The 22,360-nt window shown below is 60.5% G+C and carries 23 protein-coding genes; 10 read left to right on the top strand and 13 right to left on the bottom strand.

Features of this window, described 5'->3' with window-relative positions; genetic code table 11:
• Position 1 precedes the first annotated feature (1 nt).
• Genes HFO99_RS13475 through HFO99_RS33420 form a run of 7 tightly spaced genes read right to left on the bottom strand, consistent with a single transcriptional unit; the run spans position 2 to position 7,699 of the window.
• The gene (locus tag HFO99_RS13475) at positions 2 to 1,120 is read right to left on the bottom strand and encodes a glycosyltransferase (RefSeq protein WP_222361700.1); all 1,119 of its coding nucleotides are present in this window, start codon (positions 1,118 to 1,120) and stop codon (positions 2 to 4) included.
• Complete coding sequence (locus HFO99_RS13470) at positions 1,117 to 2,205, bottom strand: glycosyltransferase (protein ID WP_222334505.1); 1,089 nt, start codon at positions 2,203 to 2,205, stop codon at positions 1,117 to 1,119. The genes HFO99_RS13475 and HFO99_RS13470 overlap by 4 nt, the downstream gene beginning before the upstream one ends.
• Positions 2,202 to 3,332 carry a glycosyltransferase gene (locus HFO99_RS13465; protein ID WP_222361698.1) on the bottom strand — a complete coding sequence of 377 codons (1,131 nt, stop codon included), beginning with the start codon at positions 3,330 to 3,332 and terminating at the stop codon, positions 2,202 to 2,204. Before HFO99_RS13465 ends, HFO99_RS13470 begins: the two co-directional genes overlap by 4 nt.
• Complete coding sequence (locus HFO99_RS13460) at positions 3,329 to 4,408, bottom strand: glycosyltransferase family 4 protein (protein ID WP_222361738.1); 1,080 nt, start codon at positions 4,406 to 4,408, stop codon at positions 3,329 to 3,331. Before HFO99_RS13460 ends, HFO99_RS13465 begins: the two co-directional genes overlap by 4 nt.
• A gap of 23 nt (positions 4,409 to 4,431) precedes the next feature.
• Positions 4,432 to 6,474: an NAD-dependent epimerase/dehydratase family protein gene (locus HFO99_RS13455; RefSeq protein WP_222361696.1), complete on the bottom strand. Its 2,043-nt coding sequence runs from the start codon at positions 6,472 to 6,474 to the stop codon at positions 4,432 to 4,434.
• Entirely contained in the window at positions 6,471 to 7,577 is a 1,107-nt protein-coding gene (locus HFO99_RS13450) for an NAD-dependent epimerase/dehydratase family protein (RefSeq protein ID WP_222361694.1), read from the bottom strand. The genes HFO99_RS13455 and HFO99_RS13450 overlap by 4 nt, the downstream gene beginning before the upstream one ends.
• The gene (locus HFO99_RS33420; protein ID WP_261318610.1) at positions 7,568 to 7,699 is read right to left on the bottom strand and encodes a hypothetical protein; all 132 of its coding nucleotides are present in this window, start codon (positions 7,697 to 7,699) and stop codon (positions 7,568 to 7,570) included. The genes HFO99_RS13450 and HFO99_RS33420 overlap by 10 nt, the downstream gene beginning before the upstream one ends.
• Before the next feature lie 127 nt (positions 7,700 to 7,826).
• Between HFO99_RS33420 and HFO99_RS13445 the strand changes: the two genes are divergently transcribed.
• The 9 genes from HFO99_RS13445 (at position 7,827) to HFO99_RS13405 (ending at position 17,720) form a co-directional block, all read left to right on the top strand.
• Complete coding sequence (locus HFO99_RS13445) at positions 7,827 to 8,813, top strand: MDR/zinc-dependent alcohol dehydrogenase-like family protein (RefSeq protein ID WP_222300142.1); 987 nt, start codon at positions 7,827 to 7,829, stop codon at positions 8,811 to 8,813.
• The gene (locus tag HFO99_RS13440; protein ID WP_222361692.1) at positions 8,813 to 9,835 is read left to right on the top strand and encodes a Gfo/Idh/MocA family protein; all 1,023 of its coding nucleotides are present in this window, start codon (positions 8,813 to 8,815) and stop codon (positions 9,833 to 9,835) included. The genes HFO99_RS13445 and HFO99_RS13440 overlap by 1 nt, the downstream gene beginning before the upstream one ends.
• 23 nt (positions 9,836 to 9,858) lie before the next feature.
• Entirely contained in the window at positions 9,859 to 10,221 is a 363-nt protein-coding gene (locus HFO99_RS33415) for a helix-hairpin-helix domain-containing protein (protein WP_261323130.1), read from the top strand.
• 72 nt (positions 10,222 to 10,293) lie between these two features.
• The gene (locus tag HFO99_RS13430) at positions 10,294 to 10,851 is read left to right on the top strand and encodes a DUF1003 domain-containing protein (protein WP_222300138.1); all 558 of its coding nucleotides are present in this window, start codon (positions 10,294 to 10,296) and stop codon (positions 10,849 to 10,851) included.
• A 233-nt stretch (positions 10,852 to 11,084) separates the two neighbouring features.
• Entirely contained in the window at positions 11,085 to 13,484 is a 2,400-nt protein-coding gene (locus HFO99_RS13425) for an FdhF/YdeP family oxidoreductase (protein ID WP_222361690.1), read from the top strand.
• 132 nt (positions 13,485 to 13,616) lie between these two features.
• Complete coding sequence (locus HFO99_RS13420) at positions 13,617 to 14,222, top strand: c-type cytochrome (protein WP_222361688.1); 606 nt, start codon at positions 13,617 to 13,619, stop codon at positions 14,220 to 14,222.
• 26 nt (positions 14,223 to 14,248) lie between these two features.
• Positions 14,249 to 15,211, top strand: a complete 963-nt coding sequence (gene coxB / locus HFO99_RS13415; protein ID WP_261323129.1) for a cytochrome c oxidase subunit II — start codon at positions 14,249 to 14,251, stop codon at positions 15,209 to 15,211.
• A complete protein-coding gene (gene ctaD / locus HFO99_RS13410) occupies positions 15,208 to 17,121 on the top strand; it encodes a cytochrome c oxidase subunit I (protein WP_222361686.1) in 1,914 nt (637 codons plus the stop codon). The genes coxB and ctaD overlap by 4 nt, the downstream gene beginning before the upstream one ends.
• Positions 17,118 to 17,720, top strand: a complete 603-nt coding sequence (locus HFO99_RS13405; protein ID WP_222361684.1) for a heme-copper oxidase subunit III — start codon at positions 17,118 to 17,120, stop codon at positions 17,718 to 17,720. Before ctaD ends, HFO99_RS13405 begins: the two co-directional genes overlap by 4 nt.
• A 178-nt stretch (positions 17,721 to 17,898) precedes the next feature.
• Here the strand turns inward: HFO99_RS13405 and HFO99_RS13400 are convergent, their stop codons facing one another.
• On the bottom strand, positions 17,899 to 18,102 hold the full coding sequence (locus tag HFO99_RS13400) for a hypothetical protein (protein WP_222361682.1): 204 nt from the start codon (positions 18,100 to 18,102) through the stop codon (positions 17,899 to 17,901).
• On the opposite strand from HFO99_RS13400, the gene HFO99_RS13395 reads away from it, so the two are divergent.
• Complete coding sequence (locus HFO99_RS13395; RefSeq protein ID WP_222361680.1) at positions 18,101 to 18,508, top strand: c-type cytochrome; 408 nt, start codon at positions 18,101 to 18,103, stop codon at positions 18,506 to 18,508. The two genes, HFO99_RS13400 and HFO99_RS13395, sit on opposite strands and share 2 nt — an antisense overlap.
• Position 18,509: 1 nt before the next feature.
• Here the strand turns inward: HFO99_RS13395 and HFO99_RS13390 are convergent, their stop codons facing one another.
• The 5 genes from HFO99_RS13390 to HFO99_RS13370 form a co-directional block, all read right to left on the bottom strand.
• Complete coding sequence (locus HFO99_RS13390) at positions 18,510 to 19,370, bottom strand: c-type cytochrome (RefSeq protein WP_409994935.1); 861 nt, start codon at positions 19,368 to 19,370, stop codon at positions 18,510 to 18,512.
• 142 nt (positions 19,371 to 19,512) lie between these two features.
• Positions 19,513 to 21,315 (bottom strand): thiamine pyrophosphate-binding protein, encoded by a 1,803-nt coding sequence (locus HFO99_RS13385; RefSeq protein ID WP_222361678.1) that lies wholly within the window; start codon positions 21,313 to 21,315, stop codon positions 19,513 to 19,515.
• A gap of 114 nt (positions 21,316 to 21,429) precedes the next feature.
• A complete protein-coding gene (locus tag HFO99_RS13380; RefSeq protein ID WP_222300124.1) occupies positions 21,430 to 21,600 on the bottom strand; it encodes a hypothetical protein in 171 nt (56 codons plus the stop codon).
• Positions 21,600 to 21,752 (bottom strand): hypothetical protein, encoded by a 153-nt coding sequence (locus HFO99_RS13375; RefSeq protein WP_222247892.1) that lies wholly within the window; start codon positions 21,750 to 21,752, stop codon positions 21,600 to 21,602. Before HFO99_RS13375 ends, HFO99_RS13380 begins: the two co-directional genes overlap by 1 nt.
• Before the next feature lie 60 nt (positions 21,753 to 21,812).
• Entirely contained in the window at positions 21,813 to 22,232 is a 420-nt protein-coding gene (locus tag HFO99_RS13370) for a response regulator (protein WP_222247891.1), read from the bottom strand.
• Between the last annotated feature and the right edge of the window lie 128 nt (positions 22,233 to 22,360).

Below are 22,360 nucleotides of genomic sequence, written 5' to 3'. Positions count from 1 at the left end.
CCTAGGCTGAAATGGATTGAGGTTCGGGGGCGCTGTCGTTCACCCCTTCTCCTGGCAGTTCTCGCAGGGCGGCGGCGAGTTCACGAGCCCGCACCTCGCCGGTATGGCGCTCAAGCACCGTCGCCCTGGCGGCCGATGCCAGCGCAAGACGCGCCTCGGGAGAGATTTTCGTCAGGGCGTCGATCACATGCTCCGATCCCTTGGCGATGACGATTGCCTGACCATCAGCAAAGAGCTCGTCCAGGCCGCGCCAGTCGTCGCTGATGATCGGCGTGCCGCAGGCAGCGGCCTCGAACAACCGCACGCTCGGCGACCAGCCCGCTGCGATCATGTCGCTTCGAGTGACGTTCAGCGTAAAACGCTGCCGGCTGTAGAAGCTCGGATGATCAGGGGGAGGCAGGTGCTCGATCCGCTCGACGTTTGCCGGCCAGTCGATATCCCCAGGATATTGAGGACCGGCAACCACGAAGCTTAGATGCGGCAGCTGCCGGGCAGGCTCGATCAGCAGCCGCTCCAGCGTTGGCTGCCGGTCGGGGCTATAGGTGCCGAGATAGCCGAAATCCCATCGCAAGGTTTCGCCGGTTGACCGGTATCGGCTCGCATCGACGGAGCAGTAGAGAGCGATCGCCTTGCGTGCGCCGTACCGACGTTCGAGCCTCGTCAACACGTCCCCGCCCGAAAACGAGAAGTAGGCGTCGAAGATCGCAAGCTGTCGGCGCGCCAGATACTCCTCGTCGCCGCGGTCGAGCTTCGCCAGTGTGACCGGCGTGTCGATGTCGTAAAAGCACAGCCGTCGCGGCTGGAGGGCCGCGATCCTGTCGATGACGGTGACGCCGGATGGGACATATGACCCAATAATCACGGCGTCCGCCGCCTTGATACGATCGGCATGGTTTTCGATCATCTCATCGATGTCGCTGTAGTGGACGAGCTGGCAGAAGTCGGGGTCTGGAAGATCTCGATGCGCTGCATACCAGGGCACGTCGTGTTCCAGGAACAGCACCCGGTGCCCCTCGGCGCGCAAGCCGCCGATGAGGGCGCGATAGGTCGTTGCGTGGCCATTGCCCCAGGACGACGACAAGGAGAGGCCGAGGATGACGATATCAAGAGGACTGGTCATTCGGCAGCCTCCGCTCGCGTGGCCCGGGCGCGGAAGATGGCATCAGCGGTCTCGGCGCGATTGCTATAGGTATGTTCGGCAAGCACGCGTCTCAGCGCCCGCTGTCCGATCGCCCTGGCCTGCGGCCATGTCAGGCCGGTCAGAAGATCGGCGACATCCTGACCGTCGCGCGCCACCAGAATTTCGTCGCCGGGTTTGAGAAACAGGTCGATGCCCTGCCAGTAGTCGGTGATCAGGCAGGCGCCGGCGCCGGCGGCCTCGAAAACGCGGGTTGCCGGCGAAAAACCGTTTTCCGCCATGCTGGCGCGGGAAATATTCAGCACCGCTTTCGGCGTCGCGTTGAAAGCGTTGTGGTCGCGGGTCGGGACATGCCCGATGTGAACGATATTCGACGACATGGCTTTGTCGCTCCAGCCGGACCCGCCGAGCAGAAAGTTTTGCTGCGGCAGGTGGGCAGCCGGTTCGAGGAAAAATTGCTCGACCCGCGCTTCGCGGTCGGGCAGACGGTTTCCGAGAAAGGCAAGATCTGCGGTGAATCGCGCCTCCTCCTGCACCGGATAATGGGTTTGAGGATCGAGCGCGTTATAGATCGGCACGCAGTCGGCTGCCCCGAGGCTGCGATAGGCGTCGACCACGGGGTTGCCGCCGCCATAGGTGAGGACGAGGTCGATCCGGCCCAGGGATTTGCGAAGCGGGTGCTCGGGGCTCTGCCGCAGCTCTGAGAGCGTTGCCGGCGCATCCACATCCCAAAAGATTTTCAGAGCCCCTTGTCTGGCATGGCGAAGGACTTCCTGCAGCAGGAGATCGTCCTCGAAACCGACGCCGCTGGCCTTGACGACGATATCGGCCTCGGCCGCAGCCGCCGTCACCTCCTTCAGCGCCTCGATGGTGCCTTGGTAGACGACGACCTTGCACCATTCCGGCGGATCGATATCTCGGTTTTTCTGCCGGTCGTAGACGTCGGGCTCGTAGAAGGTGACGTCGTAGCCCTTCTGCGCCAGAGCGCGCAGCAGGCCACGGTAATAAGTGGCGGCACCGTTCCAGTAGGCGGAAACCAGGCTTGATCCGTAAAAGGCGATTTTCATTCGGCAGCCTCCTTGGCTGGCAGCTGGCCGACGACGCCCGCCGTGCCGCATTGCTCCAGAATGGAGAAGAGTTCATCGACGCGATGCCGACAGGTGTGCCGCGCCCGGATCGTCTCGAGACCGGCTGCGACCAGCGCAGCCGCGAGAGCATCGTCCGTCAGCACCTCACGCAACAGGCGCGTCATCTCCCGGCCATTCTCGGCGACGAGATAATCCCTGCCCGGCCTGAAAAGCGCCTCGGCATCATGCCAGGGTGCTGAGATCAGCGGGATGCCGCAGGCCAGCGCTTCGAAGACACGGATCGTCGGAATGCCGGGGAGGTTTTCGACATAGGGGCGCCGCGGAATATGCACGGTCGCTTTGTGGGCGGCGAAAGCGAGCGGCGCCTCTGCATTGGCGATCCAGCCGCGATAGGCGATCCCTGCATCCTCAAGAGCGTCAAGCGCCTGTTTGGGATAGCGCACCCCGCGAACGGTCGTCTTTAACCCGAGCTCACGCGCGGGGCGGACGAGGAATTCGCTCAGCTCGGCGGAGCGCTCGCCATCGCCCCAATTGCCGATCCAGATGAGATCGCCTGTCTTTTCGATCTCCGGCCTCGGATAAAACAGCGCGTCGTCAGCCGCCTCATGCCAGGTGAAGACCGATTTGCCCCAACCGGCCTGCAGATAGCGCTGCCGCAGCGTCTCGCCGAAGGCGAGCACGCCGTCATAATCCTCAAGCGTCAGTCCGGCGATGTCGCTCTTTGCCGACACGGCGCGGTGATGTGTGTCATGGAACAACAGGGTGAAATCGGCGCCGCTGCGCCGGGCTCGGCCGATCCGTTCCACCAGCACCGGCTCCGTCCATTCATGGACGACAACGACGTCGGCCTCGGCGATCACCGCCTCGTGATCGAAATGCGGTCCGTACATTTGCGAACGAAGCTGCGGGAACGTCTCGTGAAATTTTTCGGCCGCCCTCGGCCCTTGATCGCTGAGCAGGTTGCTCCGGCTCCAGGATTCCTCGGGTTCGAGCGCTAGCACCTCGTAATGGCGGCGTGTCAGCTCCCGCATGATGCCGCGCAGGAAGTGAGCGTTGCCGTGGTTCCAATCCGAAACAAGCGAATGGGTGTAAAACAGGAATTTCATGATTGCTCCGCCGCTGCCGGGGTGAAAATGTCGTTCATCAGTCGCGCGTATGTTTCGAGCATCGATGCCGCCTGGCGTTCTAAACTGAAGGCTCGCGAGCGCTCCAGCGATCGCACCACGAGTTCCGCGCGCAATTGCTCGTCTTCGCAGAGGCGCATGCACGCTGCTGCCAGGGACTGGGGATCATGCGGATCGAAGAACAGCGCGCACCCATCCCAAAGCTCGCGATAGGTTGGGATATCAGACAGCACCAGAGCCGCGCCGCATCGCGCCGCCTCGAGAGCGGTCAGGCCGAAGGGCTCGTAAACGGATGGCGATACGACAATTTGCGCGCTCTGCATCAAGGCGATGGTCTTCGGATAGGGCAGCGGTCCACGATCGTCGGCGTCATTGAGCTGCAATCGCTGTCCATTGGGACCTGAGCAAGAGCCTGCCATGACGACGGGCAAGGGCATTGCTGCTGCCGCCCTGTCGAGGACGACCCCGTTCTTGCCCTCGTCCCACCAGCGACCGGCCGCGAAGACGAAAGTCTTCTTGGGACGCTGGTCGGATCCGACGCGGCTTGCGTTGTGAACAACCTTCAGTCGGGAGAGAGGACCATAGGCGGCCTGTAGCGCATCCGCATGGCTCATGCTTGGCGCAAGGACGGCATCGGCGCGGTCGAAACCTTCTTTGTTTGCATTGCGCTGCCATCCCCAATCCGGCGGCACCAGCGTCCGGCGCACCGCGGCAAACCAGGTGACGACGCAGGAATGGGACACGACGACTACGGGCAGCGGCGTGTCGATCCCGGCGGCCTGGGATGGCAGGTTGAGATGCAGCAGATCGACGTGATAATCACTGGCGATGCGGGAGATTTCGGTGGGCGCGGCTGATATTTCGGCCCTGCTCGACGCCATCCAGTCGAGAGGGGCATCGAGCCACACCAGCTGTCCCAGCGCTTTCGCCTCTGCGGTCTGCGTTACCGACGGCGCGGGGCCGAGACCTGCAAAGACGATTTCCATCCCCTGGCGCCGAAGCCCGGCGGCGAGATCCATCGCATAGCGCCAGACGCCGCCAACCGCATCCAGGGTCATCAAAATCCGGGCTCGTCGACGGATCATGCGGAGGCCCTCCGATCGCGGCGCAGGAGCGGTCGGCCGCCGAAACGGTTTTCGACAAGCCACTCCGCGAGGTGCTGCAGTCCGCTTTCCCAGCCGACACGCGCACTCCAGCCGAGCGTCTGTTGCAGTTTGCGGGTGTCGGCGACGAAGAAATACTGATCGCCTGATCGCCAGTCGTCGAAGGAGGTTTCGACCGGGTGCCCAATCAGCCTGCCGATCGCGCGCAGGACTGCAAGCACGCTGACGGCATTCGCCGGACCGCCGCCCAGATTGAAGACCCGGCCCTTGATCCCGTCAATGCCATCGAGAACGCCGCGATAGGCGGCAATCGCATCCGCGACGTGAAGAATATCGCGAACCTGCTTGCCGTCGCCGTAAATCGAGACCGGTTCGCCGGCGAGCGCCCGGATCAGGAAATGCGCCACCCAACCCTGGTCCTCGGTGCCGAATTGGCGCGGGCCGTAGATGCAGCTCATGCGCAGCACGGCCGTCGGGATGGAGAAGGATTTCGCATAGTCCAGCACATATTGGTCGGCCACGCCTTTCGAGCAGCCATAGGGGGTACAGAAATCAAGCGGCCTGTCTTCGCCGATCCCGTATGATCGGACGGTCTCATCGACCGGCATGTAGCGGTCCTCGGCCTCCCGCATGGCAAGATCGTCGAGCCCGCCATACACTTTGTTGGTGCTGGCAAAGATCACCGGAGCCTGGCGGCCGGCCTTGCGCACCGATTCAAGCACATTGATCGTGCCGCGCGCATTGGCCTCGAAGTCGTCGATCGGGTGGATGAGGCTTGTCGTGACCGCGGTCTGGGCGGCGAAATGAAAGACTGCTTTGGCGTCGGCGAAGGCTGCCTCGATGCTTCTGGCGTCGCGCACGTCGGCAAGGACCGGATGTACCCTTGAACCATGCCTCTCGGTCAGCCAGCCGAGGTTTTGGTCGACACCGGACCGCCCGAGATTGTCGAGCACGACGACGTCTTCGCCGTCCTGGAGGTAGCTGTCGGCAAGGTTGGAGCCGATGAAGCCGCAGCCTCCGGTGATGACAATCGGGGCGGCTCCCTTGTCGAGGTTGGGCGTGGCGAGCCGCGCGACCTGCTCGAGCCGGTCGGCGCCGCCTTCCATCAGCAGACGCGCGAGCAGCTTCGGCTGATTCTCGTGGGTGACGGCACCAAGATGATAGTGCCGCGGGTCGAACCACAGGCCCTCCTGCACCGGCACGTCCGGCGGCACATCGCGCCAGGAATACCAATACATCCGGTCGGCCGGCACGCTCAGAGCCTTCACGAAACGCCGTGCCTGCTCCATCTCGTCGTTGCGCCAGGTCGAATAGCCGGTTTCGGTGATCCAGATCTCGGCCTTGTCATTAAAGCGGTCGATAATGTTTCGCATCTCGCCGAGATGCATGTCCCAGCCGCCCCAGGTGCCTTCCTCGCTGTCCCACGTGCCGGGAAAACCGTGGAAGCCGACGGCATCGACGACGCCGAGCACACCGCGTTCACCCATCAGGTTAAGCCAATAGGGGTCGAAGGGGCATGGCCCGCCGAGCACCGGCTGCCAGCCGCGATGTTTGGCCCAATAGGCGGCGGCGCCGACCATCTCGCAAAACAGCAGGAAGTCCTTGTCCTCGCGCCAGTCCCAGTCGAGCAGGTTATTGGGCTCGTTCCACAATTCGATATGACTGAAATACTGACCGTATCGGGTGAGCACGTGGTCGACGAAGTCGGCATAGGATTTGAGATCGGCCGGTGCGCCGGAGGACCTTCCGGTCCGCGACAAGGACGGTGGCGTGTAGTGAAGGCAGGGCAGGAGATCGATCTCGCGGCCAAGCTTCGGAATCAGCCAATCAAACCATGCTTCGCCACCCGGAGCGAGGTATTCGGCCCATGACAGATGGGTGCGCAAGTAGCTGGCGCCGCTGATGCGGACGTCTGCGATCGTCTGCGACGTCCGCTCGTATTCGCCCGGGCGGAACCATTCGACGAAGCCATAGGATCTTGAGGACGTGCCGGTCGCGGCGGACAATGCGGCTATGGTCATGATACCAGCCCCCTTTCCTCCAACTGCCGCTTCATTTCCGCGCCGCGATCAATCGCTCCGGTCTGTTTCACCCAATCGACGAAAGGTCCGAGCGCGTTTTCCAGCATGAAGCGCGGCTCAAAGCCGAGCAGTTCACGCGCCTTTGCAATGTCGGCAAAGCAGTTGCGGATATCGCCGGACCTTGCCTTGTTCATGATTTCGGGCCGGATCTCAGGCACGCCCATCGCATCGGCGAGAAGCGTTGCGACTTCCGCGATCGTATAGGCCTGACCGCTGCCGATGTTGATGACATGTCCCGGCGCATTAGGCTTTTCGAGCGCCAGGCGGAAAGCGCGCGCAACGTCGCGCACATGCACGAAATCTCGCCGCTGCTCGCCATCCTCAAAGATCATCGGCGGCTGACCATTGGCGAGCCTTGAAGCGAAATTTGCCAAGACGCCGGTATAGGGGTTTGACAAGGCCTGGCCGGCGCCGAACACGTTGAAGAGACGGAGCGCCACTGCCTCGGTGCCATAGGCTTCGCCAAAGATCAGGACCTGTTTTTCCTGCGCATATTTGGTCAGCGCATAGATCGAGGCGAGATCGACGGGCTTTTCCTCATCCGTCGCAACCGGCCTCAGGTCTTTGCCGTCAGCGCCGCGCAGGTCCCATTGGCCGGCCCTGATTTGGTCGCTGCGCCGCCTGACCAGGTCGAGCTGCGCACCGTCGGCGGTTTGATAGCGGCCCTCGCCATAGACGCTCATGGACGAGGCGACGACAACGCGTTTAGGCTGGCGGCCGATCATCGCCTCCAGAAGAACGGCGGTGCCAAGATCATTGCCCCCGACATATCGAGCAATCTCGTACATTGACTGTCCGACACCCACCTCCGCAGCGAGATGGATGACGCCATCGGCACCCAGCAGAGCCCGTTCGACCGCAGTCTTGTCTCTGACGTCGCCGCGGATGATTTCGGCTGCCTCCGGCAGCGACGTTTCAGCATCGCCGTGAACCTGATCGATCAATGCATCGAGAACCCGCACCTCATAGCTATTGTCGAGAAGCTCCTCGACAACATGTCTTCCGATGAAGCCGCAGCCGCCAGTTACAAGGATCATCGCCATCTGATTTCCGTCCGCTCAAGTTGAAGATGACCTGCCGAACCAACCGAGGCGAAGATTGTTCCTGCATCAATGTCATCTTCTTTGACATGTTCTTTGACTTCATCCGGAACATCTGGTGCCATCGTTAGTTCGGCGGCCAGATCGAAGGGCGGCTACGTGGTGAGGGACCGGCTACTTGATCCTTGGCATGGCTGCAGCGGTAACGTCTGCCGACAAGCAAACGGGTGATCCTCAATGAAGGAGCAATTCATGAACATGTTGCCAAGAGCATCGGAGGCAACAATCCGCGCGGCGATTGTTACAGGGCCCGGCCAAATATCAGTTGAAGAGCGACCTCTTCCTCAGCCAGGACCCGGTCAAATCAGGATCAGGCTCGAAGGATCGGGCGTGTGCGCTTCCAATCTTGGCCCCTGGGCCGGCCCGGAATGGATGACCTTTCCGACGGAGCCGGGTGGTCTCGGTCACGAGGGTTGGGGGAGGATCGATGCGCTTGGGGACGGGGTGCCTGGCCTCAGCGTGGGAGACCGCGTCGCTGCGCTCTCATATCATGCCTACGCCACCCACGATATCGCGGATGCCGACATGGTCGTGCCGCTGCCGCCGGCGCTCGACGGCCAACCCTTCCCGGGCGAACCGCTCGGCTGCGCGATGAACATATTCCGGCGCAGCCGCATCGAGCCGGGCCAGACCGTCGCCATCATCGGGATCGGATTTCTCGGCGCCTTGCTGACTCAGCTTGTCAGCGGCGCCGGTGCGCGCGTCATCGCCATCTCGCGCCGTCCGTTTTCCCTCGATATCGCCAAGCGCATGGGCGCCGCCGAAGTACTGGCGATGGATGACCACTGGCGGATCATCGAAGCTGTGAGAGTGTTGACCAACGGTGCTTTCTGCGACTGCGTCATAGAGGCGGTCGGCAAGCAATGGCCGCTCGACCTGGCCGGCGAGCTGACCGCGGAGCGCGGCCGGTTGGTCGTGGCCGGATACCATCAGGACGGGCCGAGGCAAGTCAATATGCAGCTCTGGAACTGGCGTGGCCTCGACGTCATCAATGCTCATGAACGCGATCCCAGGATTTATATCAGCGGCATGCGCCAGGCGATCGAAGCCGTCGTTTCCGGCAGGCTCGATCCATCATCGCTCTATACTCATGTCTATCCGCTCGAGGGCCTGGGCGAGGCGCTCGACGCCACTCGGGACAGGCCAGATGGTTTCCTCAAGGCGATGGTGACGTGCTGATGAACAGGTTTGTAGAGCGCTCGCTGCAGATGCGGGTCAAGCCCGTCAGACTCGGCTTCCTCGGTGTCGGCTGGATCGGCAGAAATAGAATGGAAGCAATCCTCCGCACGCAGATGGCTAAAGCTGTTGCCATCGCCGATCCTTCCGAAGACATGCTGAAGGAAGCCCTGCGCCTTGCGCCGGATGCGGAAATCGTCGGCGATCTCGATGCACTCTTGTCGCTCGACCTCGACGGCGTCGTCATCGCCACTCCAAGCGCCCTGCACGCCGGGCAGTCGATCCGGGCGCTGCAGGCTGGGATCGCAGTATTCTGTCAGAAGCCACTCGGCCGATCCGGCGCCGAAGCGGCAGCGGTCGTGGCCGCCGCCAGATCAGCCGACAGGCTGTTGAGCGTCGATCTCTCCTATCGTTACACGCAAGGCATGCAGCGCATCCGCGATCTGATCAGAACTGGTGAGGTTGGCACGGTCTTCGCCGCCGATCTGGTCTTCCACAATGCCTACGGTCCCGACAAATCCTGGTTTTACGACAAGTCGCTGTCGGGCGGAGGTTGCGTGATCGACCTCGGCGTCCACCTCATCGACATCGCGCTCTGGTGCCTCGACTTTCCCGAGGTGGTCGACACCACGAGCACGCTAATGAAAGGCGGCGAGCCGATCAGCGCAGCGGGGGATGTCGAAGATTTCGCCGTGGCCACTCTGACGTTGGCGACGGGTGCTGTCATCCGCCTCGCCTGCTCCTGGCGGCTGCAGGCAGGATGCGATGCGGTCATCGGCGCCGACTTCTTCGGCACATCCGGGGGTGCATCCTTCAGAAATGTCGGCGGGTCGTTCTATGACTTTGCGGCCTATCGCTTCCGCGGCACATCGACCGAAGAAATTGTCCGGCCTCCCGACGATTGGGGCGGCCGCGCGGCAGCCGACTGGGCGGCCCGGCTCGCCAGTGGTCAGGCTTACGATCCGTCCTGCGAATGCCTTGTCGAGGTCGCTGAAATCATCGACGACATCTATCGGCACGGATGAAGGGGCGGCGTCGGCCCGACCGGATGAAATTGTTTGCAGTCACCGGTGAATCGGCTGGAACCGCCGAGCCTCTTTCCGGTTTTGGCGGTCGCAAATCATCTGCGGGATGGAACATGACCTCTCGACCAGCAGGGAAGACATCAAAGCCGCGGGGAGCCTCGAGCGATATGCTCGTCCGCAGCAAAATTCCTGTCTGGATCGTCAAGGCGCTTTTTTCCAGCGGCATCAAGCGTGTCAGTAAATTGTCCTCCATGACCGACGACGAACTCCTGGCGCTTCCCGGCATAGGTAAGCGGGCCGTCGAACTCATCCGGTCGTCTCTGAACAGCTGTGAAAGCGGCGGGAGCGGGAAGCCAAGCCATCGGGAGTTGCCGGTTCGCCGGTAAAATGAGCAGCACTGCTAACGCGCGGAACTCTCTGCTTTCAAGGAGGTTTGGATTTCCAACATGGAAGATTCAATGTCGGCGCCGAGATCCGAGCAGAAGCAAAGCACGATATCGAGACGTCTCGACCGCAACATCGAGGCTCTGCTGAAGCGGCGAGAGGAGGAGGCGCGACAATCGAGCCGGCAGGAGCGGGTGGCCGATGCCATTACCCGTTTCGCGGGATCGATGAAGTTCGTCTACCTGCACCTGCTGATCGTTACGCTCTGGATCATCTTCAATATCGGCCTGCTTCCGCTCATGCCGGTCTTCGACCCCTCATTCGTCATTCTGGCGATGGTCGCTTCCGTCGAAGCCATTTTCATCTCGACATTCGTGCTGATCAGCCAAAATCGTATGGCGGAAGCTGACGACAAGCGCGCCGATCTCAACCTGCAGATCTGTCTTCTGGCAGAGCATGAGACGACGGAGTTGCTGACCCTGGTCTCAGCCATTGCCGAGAAGCTCGGCATCGAAATCGAGACGACAGAAGAGCTCGAGGAACTAAAGGAGCAGGTGAGGCCGGAAGAGGTACTGGACGAAATCGAAGAGAAAATGCACCGGCGGGGGACCACAAAACCGCCGCCGGCGTAAAAGGGCGCCAAGGCCCGCCTGATCATCGGTGCACAACCGCGTGATGGGGCAGAATTCCGGGGGTCCCAACCGCATCTCTGCGACCGCGGAACAACGGGTCCTTTCGGGAGTTTGGCAGCAACATTGGCGGCAGTCGATTCGATCTTCCAGTGTCAAGACTGGATGTCCGACCGGCGGCTGCCCCGCCGGGCATCAGCAGCAGTTGCGAAGTAACTTTCGGGATAGTTCAAATCATGACGTCAAAACCCAGAAGAACACCGAAAATCGGATTTGACAGCGGGCCAGTGGGCGGATGGGGCTCGGCAAAATCGGTGGGAGAAATTCTTATCCGCGAACATATCCCCCTCTCGGGCCCAGCGCTCTTGGCGCATCAGAACAAGCCGGATGGATATATGTGCGTGAGCTGCGCCTGGGCCAAACCCGCGAAGCCCCATCCGCTTGAATTTTGCGAGAACGGCGCCAAGGCGACGACATGGGAGACGACAAACCAACGAGCAGATCGGGCTTTTTTCGCGGCGTATACCCTGACCGAACTCGAAAGCTGGCGCGACCACGACCTGGAGGAACAGGGGCGTCTCACCCACCCGATGCGATGGGACCCGACGGCGGATAAATATGTTCCGGTTTCGTGGGCTGCCGCTTTCGAAGAGATCGGACGCGAATTGCGGGCGATTTCGCCGGAGAAGGTGGACTTCTATACCTCGGGCAGGGCTTCGCTCGAGACATCCTACATGTATCAGCTCTTCGCTCGCATCTTCGGCAGCAACAATCTGCCCGACTCCTCCAATATGTGTCACGAGAGTTCATCCGTCGCGCTGCCGGAAAGCATCGGCGCTTCCGTCGGAACGGCGGTTCTTTCCGACTTTCAAAATTGCGACTGCATATTCTATATTGGCCAGAATGTCGGAACGTCGTCGCCACGTCTGCTGCATGACCTTCAGGATGCGGTCGACCGTGGTGTTAAGATCGTAACCTTTAATCCGCTCAGAGAACCGGGGCTACTGCGCTTCATCAATCCGCAGGTGCCGAGCCAGATGCTGACCGGCAAGGAAACGCCGATTTCCAGCGAATATTATCAAGTCAGGAACGGTGGAGACGTCGCGGCCATCATTGGTGTCTGCAAGGCTTTGATAGAGGCCGACGACGCCCTGCATAGCTCCGGTTTCAGCAGAGTCGCTGGATCCGATGCAGTGCCGGGCGATCCTGCCAATGCGGCAGCCGTTGCCTTTGCGGCCTCGATGCGGGCGGTCGATAGAAAACACGTCCTGGACCATGATTTCATCACCGAACACACCGCCGGCTTCGAGGAGTTCGCCGCCGCCGCCCGGCGCTATCAGTGGCCAGAATTGGAACAGGTATCGGGGTTGACCCGCGAGCAGATGACGCACGCGGCCCGTACCTATGCCGCTTCCGATGCGGTTCTTATGGTCTATGGGATGGGACTGACACAGCATGTCATGGGCGTTCAAAATGTTCAGATGGTGGTTAATCTTGCCCTTTTGCGAGGCAATATTGGCAAGCCCGGCGCCAATATCTGCGCCGTCAGAGGCCACTCCAATGTCCAGGGGCAGCGCACGGTCGGCATAACCGAAAAGCCGGATCTTGTGCCGCTGGACAAGCTGGCGGAACTTTATCATTTCGATCCGCCGCGCTGGAAGGGTCACACGACCATCGATGTCTGCAAAGCCATTCTGGGCGGCGATAGCCGGGCCTTCGTCGGCCTCGGCGGCAATTTCCTACGCGCAGCCCCTGAGACGGCGGCGATGGAAGCTGCATGGCGAAAGCTACGCCTGACCGTGCAGATTGCCACTAAGCTTAACCGAAGCCATGTCATCCATGGCGAGATCGCCTACCTTCTTCCGTGTCTTGGCCGGTTGGAGATCGATAAGCAGGCAAGCGGCCCGCAGGCGGTGTCGATGGAAAGTTCGGTGGCACATTTCCACGGCTCGCGGGGCAGGGCGACGCCGGCCAGCCCAGACCTGCTGTCCGAGCCGGCCATAATCGCCGGCATGGCGAAGGCGACGTTGCCGGCAAGCCCCGTGCCTTGGGATAGCTGGGTTGCGGATTATTCCGAGATTCGCGATGCCATTGAGCGGACATATCCGGAGACCTTCAAGGGGTTCAACCGGCGGCTCTTCCAGCCCGGCGGTTTTCCACGGCCGCTGCCGGCCAGGGAACGCCGCTGGGTGACTCCGAACGGCAAGGCGAATTTCATCACTCCGCAACGCCTGTTTCCGCAGTTTGAAAGCGTTGGCGACGAACAAGTTCTTCATCTTACGACCTTACGGTCAAATGATCAGTTCAACACGACGATTTACGGTTATAGCGACCGCTTCCGGGGCGTCGACGGTACGCGCCGCGTAGTTTTTGTGAACGCCGCCGATATTGCCCGGTTGGGTTTTGCCGCCGGAGACTTTGTCGATCTGTCGACGGCCATTGAGCCCGAGACTAGACGCATGATCTCCGGCTTCAGAATTGTCCCCTACGACATTCCGGTCGGATGTTGCGCAGCCTATTACCCTGAAGCCAATCCGCTGTTTCCACTCAGCCATCACGACGAGAAAGCCAAAACGCCATCTTACAAGCTGCTGCCCGTCCGGCTCAGCCGATGTGAAGCAGCGCCACTTGAGTGAATGAGCTTGGAAACAGAATGATATAGGGCCGATCGGCCCAAACCGAAATTCTGTTTCAAGATATATGGCTGGAGCATGATGTCATCTGAAATCCGATCATGCGTTCGGGATCATGCTCTAGAGGATCACGCGATGCCGGATAAGATTTTGAAGGGGAGCTTTGGATGGTATTTGAGCATCTTAGTTTTAATCCTTGCCATCGTTCTGGCCGTTGCTGTCGGCTGGTTGCGGGAGCCCAGGCAGTACCGTATCGACCCGCCGGTAGCGGCAGCACTGGGCGGTATTCGAGTGATGGAAAATGGAATCGGTGGAGCGCCTCCCGAGATAACTTTTGCCTTGGGCAAGCCTTATGAGACGACGGGCTACGATCTCAGCCAGGGCAAACGGCTCTACACCTGGTTTGGTTGCCCGACGTGTCACGGTGACGGTCGAGGTGGCACTGGCCCATCCTTCCTCGACGGCTGGTGGCTTTATGGTCCTTCGATGGTCTCGATCGTCGCCTCTATTCGTGACGGACGGCCGCATGGCATGCCGGCATTCAAAGACAAGATGACGATCGATCAGATCTGGCAGCTTGCGGGCTATATCAAGGCGGTTGGAGCTTATTCCGCCAGCTCTGTCGCCCCTGGCCGCGACGACGATCGAAATACGCGACCTGCCGAAAACCGAGCGCCCGCAGCCATATTTTTCGAGGAGGCCCCGATCCCGCTGCATACTGAGCAGGGGCCATCACCGTGAGGGTTTTCCATCCGCCGCTTGCGCTCTTGATCGTGCTCTCTGGCTGCAGCAGCGCCCAATCGGTTCTCGACGCTCAAGGTGAGGCGGCAGTCGCGCTGAAGAACCTGATCATTTTCATTGCGTTGGTGGCGGCCGCCATTTGGCTCGCGGTGGTGAGCGTCATGGCGATCACGCTTGTGCGCAGTAAAGACCAGACCCCGCGACTTGATCATCGGTCGGAGAGGATGATGACGATTGCCGTGGCGACGGCCACCGCCGCCACCATCCTCACCGTCGGCATTCTCACCCTTGCAAGTTTTTATACGACGCGCGCCCTGACCAGTGGCGGCGACCCCGACGTGACGATTATTGTCCGGGCTCAGCAATGGTGGTGGCAGTTCATTTATACCGGTCGGGATCAAAAGCAGCTATTCCAGACGGCGAACGAGTTGCACATTCCTGTGGGTAAAACCATCCGCCTTCGACTTCAGGCCGCCGACGTCATTCATTCCTTCTGGGTGCCGAGCCTCGCAGGCAAGCTGGATCTTATTCCGGGGCGAGAAAATCTCCTGACCCTGCGGGCAGAAAAGCCAGGTATCTATCGCGGCCAATGCGCCGAATTCTGCGGCCTTCAGCATAGCCACATGGCCTTCGTCGTCATTGCCGAAGACGATGCCGACTATCAACGCTGGCTGGCCGGGCAACGCCTCGATGCCGCGACACCGAGCGCAGCAGAGGCCATAGCTGGCCAGGCTGTCTTTCTGGCAAAGCAGTGCGCTGCCTGTCACGCGATCCGGGGAACACCCGCAGCGGGATCGACCGGGCCCGATCTCACCCATGTCGGAAGCCGCCGAACCATTGCGGCAGGCTTGCTCGAAACTACCCGCGGCTCGCTTGCCGCCTGGATTGCAGATCCCCAGACGCTGAAACCTGGAAACAACATGCCGATCGTGCCGCTGACGGCTGATGAGCTGCGGCAGCTTTCCGCCTATATGGGAAGTCTGCGATGAAACAGGACCAAGCCTCACCGGTTGAGACGGACATCGGGTTTGACGACGCCGAAGTCGACCGCCAGCTTGCCGTCGCCTGGGGTTCGCGCCGGGGTTTTTGGGGCGCCGTCGCATGTGTCGATCACAAGATCATCGCCCGACGTTATATCGTGACGGCCTTCATCTTCCTCATCCTTGGCGGATTGCTTGCGCTTGCCATGCGCCTGCAACTGGCACAGCCGGAGGCGCGATTCATCAGCCCCGACCGTTACAACCAGATTTTCACGATGCACGGATCGAACATGATGTTCCTCTTCGCCGTTCCGGTGATGGAAGCCATAGGAGTATACTTTGTGCCTCTCTTGGTCGGCACCCGCAACATCGCGTTCCCGCGCCTCAACGCTTTTTCGTATTGGGTGTTCCTCTTCGGAGGGCTCCTGCTCTGGTTGTCCTTTGCCCTCGATACAGGGCCTGACGTCGGCTGGTTTGCCTACGTGCCGCTGTCCGGGCCCGAATATGGCTCGGGCAAACGCGCTGACATCTGGGCGCAAATGATCACCTTCACCGAACTCTCGGCTCTCGCGGTCGCCGTCGAAATCGTCGTCACCGTCTTTAAACAACGAGCACCAGGCATGTCATTGGACAAGATCCCCGTGCTGGTCTGGGCAATGCTCGTCATGTCGTTCCTCGTCATCATGGCCATGCCGGCAATCATGTTCGCCAGTTCGACGCTGATCCTCGACCGCCTGGTCGGAACCCAGTTTTATAATCCGGCGGAAGGAGGCGACGCACTGCTGTGGCAACATCTGTTCTGGTTCTTCGGTCACCCCGAGGTCTACATCATCTTTCTGCCAGCCGTCGGAATGGTGTCAACGATTCTTCCGGCTTTCGTCGGGCGCCCGCTCTTCGGCTACTTGCTGATGGTGATGGCCCTGATTGCCACCGGCGTGCTTTCCTTCGGGCTTTGGGTGCATCACATGTTCACGGTTGGGCTACCCCGGCTTGGAGAGAGCTTTTTCACTGCGTCCAGCATGGCCATTTCGGTCCCGGCCGGTATCCAGATCTTCTGTTGGCTGGCGACGATGTGGGCGGGGCGGCCGGTCCTTCGCACCCCCTTGCTGTTCGTGATCGGATTCATTGTCACATTCGTGATCGGCGGCCTGACCGGCGTCATGGTGGCATCTGTTCCCTTCGACACCCAGGTGCACGACACTTATTTCGTCGTCGCGCACTTCCACTACGTGCTGATCGGTGGCGCGGTTTTTCCGCTGATTGCCGCCATTTATTACTGGTTTCCCAAGATGACCGGCAGGATGATGAACGAGCGGATGGGCCGCTGGGCATTCTGCCTGATCTTCATCGGATTTCACCTGACGTTTTTTCCGATGCATATACTCGGATTAATCGGTATGCCGCGTCGCGTATATACATACCAGCCCGAGCTGCCCTGGGCCGGATTGAACCTCTTCATCAGTCTGAGCTCGGTCGTCCTCTCACTGGGTTTCCTCGTTTTCTTCGTTGACATCGTCCGCAGTTGGCGAAGCGGACTGCCAGCCGGCCCCAATCCCTGGAAAGCAACGACCCTCGAATGGGCGACATCGTCGCCACCGCCGCCATATAATTTCCGGCGCATTCCAGTTGTCGATTCATGCGAAGCGTTTTCCCCAGGCGCTGGCGAGCTGACAGTTGCAAGCGGGCTGAGGACCGATCGTCGGGAGCTTCTGGTGACCAGCGTTGTCGAAGCACTGCCTGAGGCACGCGAGTCGTCTCCAAGTGACAGCGTTTGGCCGCTCTGGGCGGCGATAGCCACCTCCGTCATGCTGATCTGGTCGATGTTTTCGCCCTGGGCCGTCGTCTGGGGCTCCATTCCGATCGCAGTCACCCTCATCGGATGGTTCTGGCCCAAGGGCAGCCCGGAGGATGAATCATGAAGGATCGGATTGTGCTCGACGTCTCAAGACTGCCCCTGCACGGGATGGGCACTGCGTCTCCGACGTGGTGGGCGACGGGAGCCTTCATGCTCATCGAAGGGTCGGGCTTCGGCCTGGCGATTGCCGTCTATTTCTACCTGGTGAGCCTCGCACCGCAGTGGCCGATCGATGCGCCACCGCCTGATTTGCTGGCCGGTACATGTCTGACAGGCCTGCTTCTTATCAGCGTTATCCCTAATATGATGGTATCGCGTTGGGCAAAGCAGAAGAAACTGAGAAGGGTACAGCTCGGCCTGGTGGTGATGTCGCTCTTGGGCATTGCTCCGCTTGCTTTGCGCGTTTTCGAATTTCCGGCTCTTCATATAAGTTGGGATGACAACGCCTATGGCTCGATCGTCTGGACCCTGCTCGGGCTGCATACCACGCATATCCTTACCGATCTGATCGACACGCTGGTGCTGACATGTCTGATGTTTTCCCGGCACGGCGACAACGCTCGTCGCTACGGCGATGTTCAAGACAACGCGCTTTATTGGAACTTTGTGGTCATTACCTGGCTTCCGCTCTACCTCTGCATCTATTGGGTGCCTCGCCAATGAATGTCGCAGCAGCAAGAATCTCCGGATTGACGTTATCGCCAGCCGCTTGGGCAGCAAGCAGCCAACTCGGGCAGATGCTCCCCTACGCCGATTGCGACGTGGGAACTGGTTGGATCATATTCGTTACCTTTCTGGCGGTCGCGCTGGCAGTCGGGGGCGCGCTTATTTCATGGCACAGTCATGTTTCGACGGCTTCGCGTAGTGCCCGCTTCATCAGCAAAGTCGGGGTCATGGTCGGATCGACCTTTGCCTTTGCGCTTATTTTACAGGGAGCAGCGACGTTGCTGTTGAATCCATGCGAGCGCTGATCACTCCCCAACTTGATGATGCCGGTTCTGCGGCGCTCGACATGCCGGAGCTGCAAATCAATAGAGGCGCCCATGCAGATCGCTTATGCTCGCCTTAGCTACGTCGTGGCCGGTGTCGTCCTGATACTGGTCTTGACCGGCATCGCAGCCAATATCGTCAAAGACCGGGAGAGGCGGCAGAACGTTGCCATCGCCATGACATCAGGCGACCCCACGCGGGCGGAGGAGATATTTCGCCGCTATGGATGTGTGGGATGCCACATTATCCCAGGCGTTCCTGGGGCAGACGGAAAGGTCGGCGGGGCGCTAACCGATCTACGGCAACGCCTCTATATCGGCGGCGTCGTCAACAACACGCCCGAGAATCTCGTGCAATGGATCGTTTTTCCGCAACGCTTTTCGGCAACTTCGGCCATGCCGGCAACCGGGATATCCGAGGCCGAGGCAAGGGATCTCGCCGCCTACCTCTATGCGCAATGATTTAAGGATGGGGCGTCGGCCGAGGCGCTAGCGATTTGACATAGCGTGCAATCGCATCACGATCGTTTTGCGGAAGCTGTGCGGTGTTGACGACGACATCCGCCATCGACGAGCCGACCCGGCCATGGTCCGGCGTCTCACCGGTGCTGAGCATCACGGCGATCTGGGCCTCAGACCAGTGGCCGATCCGGCGCGGGGTGATATTCGGCACGAAGCCGGTCCCCTCGGGATCCGGCCCTCCGGCAAAGCGCGTCGACGGCTTGATGGCGCCGAGCACGTTGCGGGTCGAATGACAATCGGCGCAGTGGCCGAGCGTTTCGACCAGGTAAGCGCCGCGATCATAAGCGGCGTTGCCCCCGACCGTCGCCCCGGACTTACCCTCGCGGAAGAATAGCAGCTTCCAAAACGCAAGCAGACGGCGAAATCTGAGCGGCAGGGCCAGATCGTGTGGTGGCGGCCGTCCGGCTACCGGCGGCAACGTCTGCAGGTAGGCGTAAAGGTCTCTCACATCGTCGAGCGACATGCCGGTATAGCTTGGATAGGGGAATGCCGGATAGTAGTGCTCGCCACGGGGGGAAACGCCGGCAATCAATGCATTGGCGAGATCGGCGACCGACCACGCTCCGATTCCGTCCGTTGGATCCGGCGAGATGTTCGGCGGCCTGAATATTCCGAAGGGTGAGGCGAGAGCCAGACCGCCACCTAATGTCAATCGGTCGGGCTGGCCCGGGGTCGCGTGGCAGGACGTGCATTCGCCGGCCAGAAAAACCAGTTTTCCTTTCGTTGCGTCGCCAGCCGTTAACGCGGCGGTCTTTGAATCGAAGCGCGGATCAGCATCGGTGATGTAGCGAAAGAGAAAAATCGAGACCAGAGCGCAAGCCAGAACCCCGGCTATAAGCCCAATTGATAGGGGCAACAACCTGCGCAAGCGATGCGCTACGCCACGAAGACAGCCATCGACAGTAGACAAACTGCTCACAATGTTCTTTCCGCCAGCTGACACTTCACGGTGTGCCCGGCAAATCGGTCGTAGTTTCGGATATCTCCTGTTGCTGTTCGCCGGCGATCATCATCTCGCGAAGCGGCGAGCGGGATATGTTTGCCTCGATCGCCTCATGACCAGGCGTCTCGGTAAGAGCATCGCGAAAGTTCTTGGCGTAGTCTTTCGGCATCCTAGGCGGCATCATCGGCTCGTATTGGTCGACGAAGGCTTGGACGACGACAGGCCCGGCAACTGAGAAAGCTTCAGTCAAAGTCGGTTCGATCTGATCGAACTGCCGGATCGTGAAGCCGCGGCCTCCCATTGCTTCTGCAGCAAGGGCGAAATCGATCGGTGCCAACTCGCAGGCGAATTGCGGATTTCCGAGAAACATCATCTGTTCCCAGGCAATCTGATTGAGCATGCCGTTGCAAATCACCAGCAATTTCAGCGGGAGAGCGAGACGGACGGCGGTCGAGAACTCTCCGAGCTGCATACCGAACCCGCCATCGCCGACGACCGCGTAAATCGGCCGTTTCGGATCGGCAGCGCCAGCGGCGATCGCATAAGGCAGGCCGGAGGCCATCGAGGCGAGCGCGCCCGAGACGGCGAACCGGTTCCCCGTGCCGAGGTCAATGTGGCGGGCCGCGAGTTCGGTGTTCTGGCCGGAATCGGCTACGAGGACACCATCAGGTGCAATGCGATTGCCGAAGGCGCGGACCACGGCCTGTGCCTTCAAGGGCGCGCTTCGCTCCGTCTCCATCATCTCCATCTTTCGGCGCCAGCCGGACATTGCCGTTTGCGCCTGTTCCAGAAACGACCGATCCGTCTTCCTTGTCAGCCTGACATTGAGGAGCCGCAGCGTTTCCCTGGCGTCGCCTACCAGGCCGGCATCGATGGGAAAGCGCAGGCCCATGCGTTGGGGATCGCTGTCGACCTGCACGCCACGGGCGGCTTCGGGCAGCGGATAGTATTCGATATAGGGAAACGAGGAGCCGACGATCAGCACCGCGTCGCATTGCTCCATGACCCGTTGTGACGGTTCAGTGCCGAGAATTCCAATCCCGCCGGTCGTCAAGGGATCGTCGTCGGCGAGAGCCGTTTTGCCGAGCAGGGCTTTGGCGACGGGCGCGGCGAGCAGATCGGCAGTCTCCCGCAATTCCTCCTGGGCGCCGACAGCACCCCGGCCGGCGAGGATCGCAACCTTGCGGGCGCCATTCAATATCCTGGCGGCATGATCGAGCTCGCTATCGTCGGGCACTTGGCGGCCGCGGAAAAAGCGGTTCGGCACGTGTTTTGGCCGGTTCCGTTTCGAGCGCGATTTCGCGTCCATCTCCTGGACGTCGTTGGCGATGGAGAGATGAGCGACGCCGCGGCGCGAGAGCGCCGAGCGGCAGGCGAGACTGGCAACGTTTTCCATGTGCGAGGCGTCACTGACATGCGCATTGTAGATTGCGACGTTGTCGAAGACGCGGGTCAGGTCGACGTCCTGCTGGGTAAAGGTCTCGATCAGGTCGTGAAACTGGGTTCCGGTGATCGCCAGGACCGGCATTTGGTCGAGCTTGGCATCGTAGAGGCCTGTCAACAGATGAGTGCCGCCGGGACCAGAGGTTGCGAGGCAGACGCCGAGCTTTCCTGTGAACTTGGCGTAGGCACACGCCATGAAGGCGGCCGATTCCTCATGCCGGACCTGAATGAAGCGGATTTGATCCTGGCGCTTGCGCAACGCCTCCATGATCCCGTTGATCCCGTCTCCAGGAAGGCCGAAGATGACCTTCACGTCCCACTCGATCAGCGTGTCTATCAATATATCGGCGGCATTGGGCATCGAACTCGTCCTCTGCTTGTCAAAGACCGCAAACCTGTGTCGCAATGAAAGGTTCCGAGCTAGCGTCTTTGGGCCAGCACCCGAATATGCCAGGCAGATCCGCCACGGATGCAGTCACATTCTGTGCGCCAGCCCGTAGACGAGGATCATGATGTAAAGCAGGAAGGCGATGGCGGCCACGGTCGCGATCAAGGTGACCGCAATCCGCCCACCTGAAAGGCTATTTCGCTGTTGTTCAGCGCTGGGACGGGTTGCCTGAATAGGATCTTTTTCGGGCCTGTCCATCAGGGCTTCGCTTCCGTCGAGATCTTTGCAGGCTCGTCATTTCTGCCGCTTGCGTTAAACGAGATTATTGAGCCGAAAACGATCAAAAGCCCGACTAACGTGATGGCGCCGATGTAGATAATCAGAGCCCGACCGTCCGATTCCTGGTTCATCTGCCTCTCCCTTTGGTTCGCCAAACCAAAGAACAACGGCAATGTTCCCGCCAGATGGCCTTATCGCGTCTTTTTGCTTTCCCTGCAGCCATCGACCACAATCGACGTCGGCCCCTGACGTATGCAGCGCATAACCTCCGTCAGCAATGTCGCTGGCTCGCAGGGTTTTTCCAACCACACGCCCTCGGAAAATGATAAGGCATCCGGGTGCATCTTCCGGTGAGCGCCGGTGTAAACGATGAATGGGATATGGCGGTCGCGCAAAGATCTGGCGATCGCTCCAGCAACACCGTCCGTCAATTCGATGTCCATCACCACGAGATCGGGATCGTTCGCTGTCAGCCACTCTTCGGCTGCTCGACAAGACGACACTGTCTCTATCCGATCGAAGCCGGCGCCATGAAGGATGTTTTCCACGTCCATCGCGATGAAAATCTCATCCTCCATCAGAAGGATGGACGTCGTCCCTGCAACGTTCATGGCCAAACTCCTAAAATGCGGAATTATACAATAGACCTTTCATACCGAAATGCAGCCTTCGTGCGCTATCGCACCGTCATCCTACCTCGATCCTACGTCGCGTTTTCAGCTGCCCATGTCGTCACGCG

Origin of the sequence: Rhizobium leguminosarum (assembly GCF_019798305.1) — a bacterium.
GTDB lineage: Bacteria > Pseudomonadota > Alphaproteobacteria > Rhizobiales > Rhizobiaceae > Rhizobium > Rhizobium leguminosarum_U.
This window is presented reverse-complemented; position numbering and strand designations above follow the sequence as displayed.

What these genes read in the sequence shown, in the direction of transcription:
- HFO99_RS13380 (WP_222300124.1), bottom strand. Translation starts at nt 21,600, where the DNA reads ATGGACAGGCCCGAAAAAGATCCTATTCAGGCAACCCGTCCCAGCGCT.
- HFO99_RS13460 (WP_222361738.1), bottom strand. Translation starts at nt 4,408, where the DNA reads ATGACCCTGGATGCGGTTGGCGGCGTCTGGCGCTATGCGATGGATCTC.
- HFO99_RS13420 (WP_222361688.1), top strand. Translation starts at nt 13,617, where the DNA reads ATGCCGGATAAGATTTTGAAGGGGAGCTTTGGATGGTATTTGAGCATC.
- ctaD (WP_222361686.1), top strand. Translation starts at nt 15,208, where the DNA reads ATGAAACAGGACCAAGCCTCACCGGTTGAGACGGACATCGGGTTTGAC.
- HFO99_RS13385 (WP_222361678.1), bottom strand. Translation starts at nt 21,315, where the DNA reads ATGCCCAATGCCGCCGATATATTGATAGACACGCTGATCGAGTGGGAC.
- HFO99_RS13475 (WP_222361700.1), bottom strand. Translation starts at nt 1,120, where the DNA reads ATGACCAGTCCTCTTGATATCGTCATCCTCGGCCTCTCCTTGTCGTCG.
- HFO99_RS13440 (WP_222361692.1), top strand. Translation starts at nt 8,813, where the DNA reads ATGAACAGGTTTGTAGAGCGCTCGCTGCAGATGCGGGTCAAGCCCGTC.
- HFO99_RS13465 (WP_222361698.1), bottom strand. Translation starts at nt 3,332, where the DNA reads ATGAAATTCCTGTTTTACACCCATTCGCTTGTTTCGGATTGGAACCAC.
- HFO99_RS33420 (WP_261318610.1), bottom strand. Translation starts at nt 7,699, where the DNA reads ATGGCACCAGATGTTCCGGATGAAGTCAAAGAACATGTCAAAGAAGAT.
- HFO99_RS13395 (WP_222361680.1), top strand. Translation starts at nt 18,101, where the DNA reads ATGCAGATCGCTTATGCTCGCCTTAGCTACGTCGTGGCCGGTGTCGTC.
- HFO99_RS13450 (WP_222361694.1), bottom strand. Translation starts at nt 7,577, where the DNA reads ATGGCGATGATCCTTGTAACTGGCGGCTGCGGCTTCATCGGAAGACAT.
- HFO99_RS13425 (WP_222361690.1), top strand. Translation starts at nt 11,085, where the DNA reads ATGACGTCAAAACCCAGAAGAACACCGAAAATCGGATTTGACAGCGGG.
- HFO99_RS33415 (WP_261323130.1), top strand. Translation starts at nt 9,859, where the DNA reads ATGAAATTGTTTGCAGTCACCGGTGAATCGGCTGGAACCGCCGAGCCT.
- HFO99_RS13455 (WP_222361696.1), bottom strand. Translation starts at nt 6,474, where the DNA reads ATGACCATAGCCGCATTGTCCGCCGCGACCGGCACGTCCTCAAGATCC.
- HFO99_RS13445 (WP_222300142.1), top strand. Translation starts at nt 7,827, where the DNA reads ATGAACATGTTGCCAAGAGCATCGGAGGCAACAATCCGCGCGGCGATT.
- HFO99_RS13430 (WP_222300138.1), top strand. Translation starts at nt 10,294, where the DNA reads ATGTCGGCGCCGAGATCCGAGCAGAAGCAAAGCACGATATCGAGACGT.
- HFO99_RS13375 (WP_222247892.1), bottom strand. Translation starts at nt 21,752, where the DNA reads ATGAACCAGGAATCGGACGGTCGGGCTCTGATTATCTACATCGGCGCC.
- HFO99_RS13400 (WP_222361682.1), bottom strand. Translation starts at nt 18,102, where the DNA reads ATGGGCGCCTCTATTGATTTGCAGCTCCGGCATGTCGAGCGCCGCAGA.
- HFO99_RS13370 (WP_222247891.1), bottom strand. Translation starts at nt 22,232, where the DNA reads ATGAACGTTGCAGGGACGACGTCCATCCTTCTGATGGAGGATGAGATT.
- HFO99_RS13470 (WP_222334505.1), bottom strand. Translation starts at nt 2,205, where the DNA reads ATGAAAATCGCCTTTTACGGATCAAGCCTGGTTTCCGCCTACTGGAAC.
- HFO99_RS13405 (WP_222361684.1), top strand. Translation starts at nt 17,118, where the DNA reads ATGAAGGATCGGATTGTGCTCGACGTCTCAAGACTGCCCCTGCACGGG.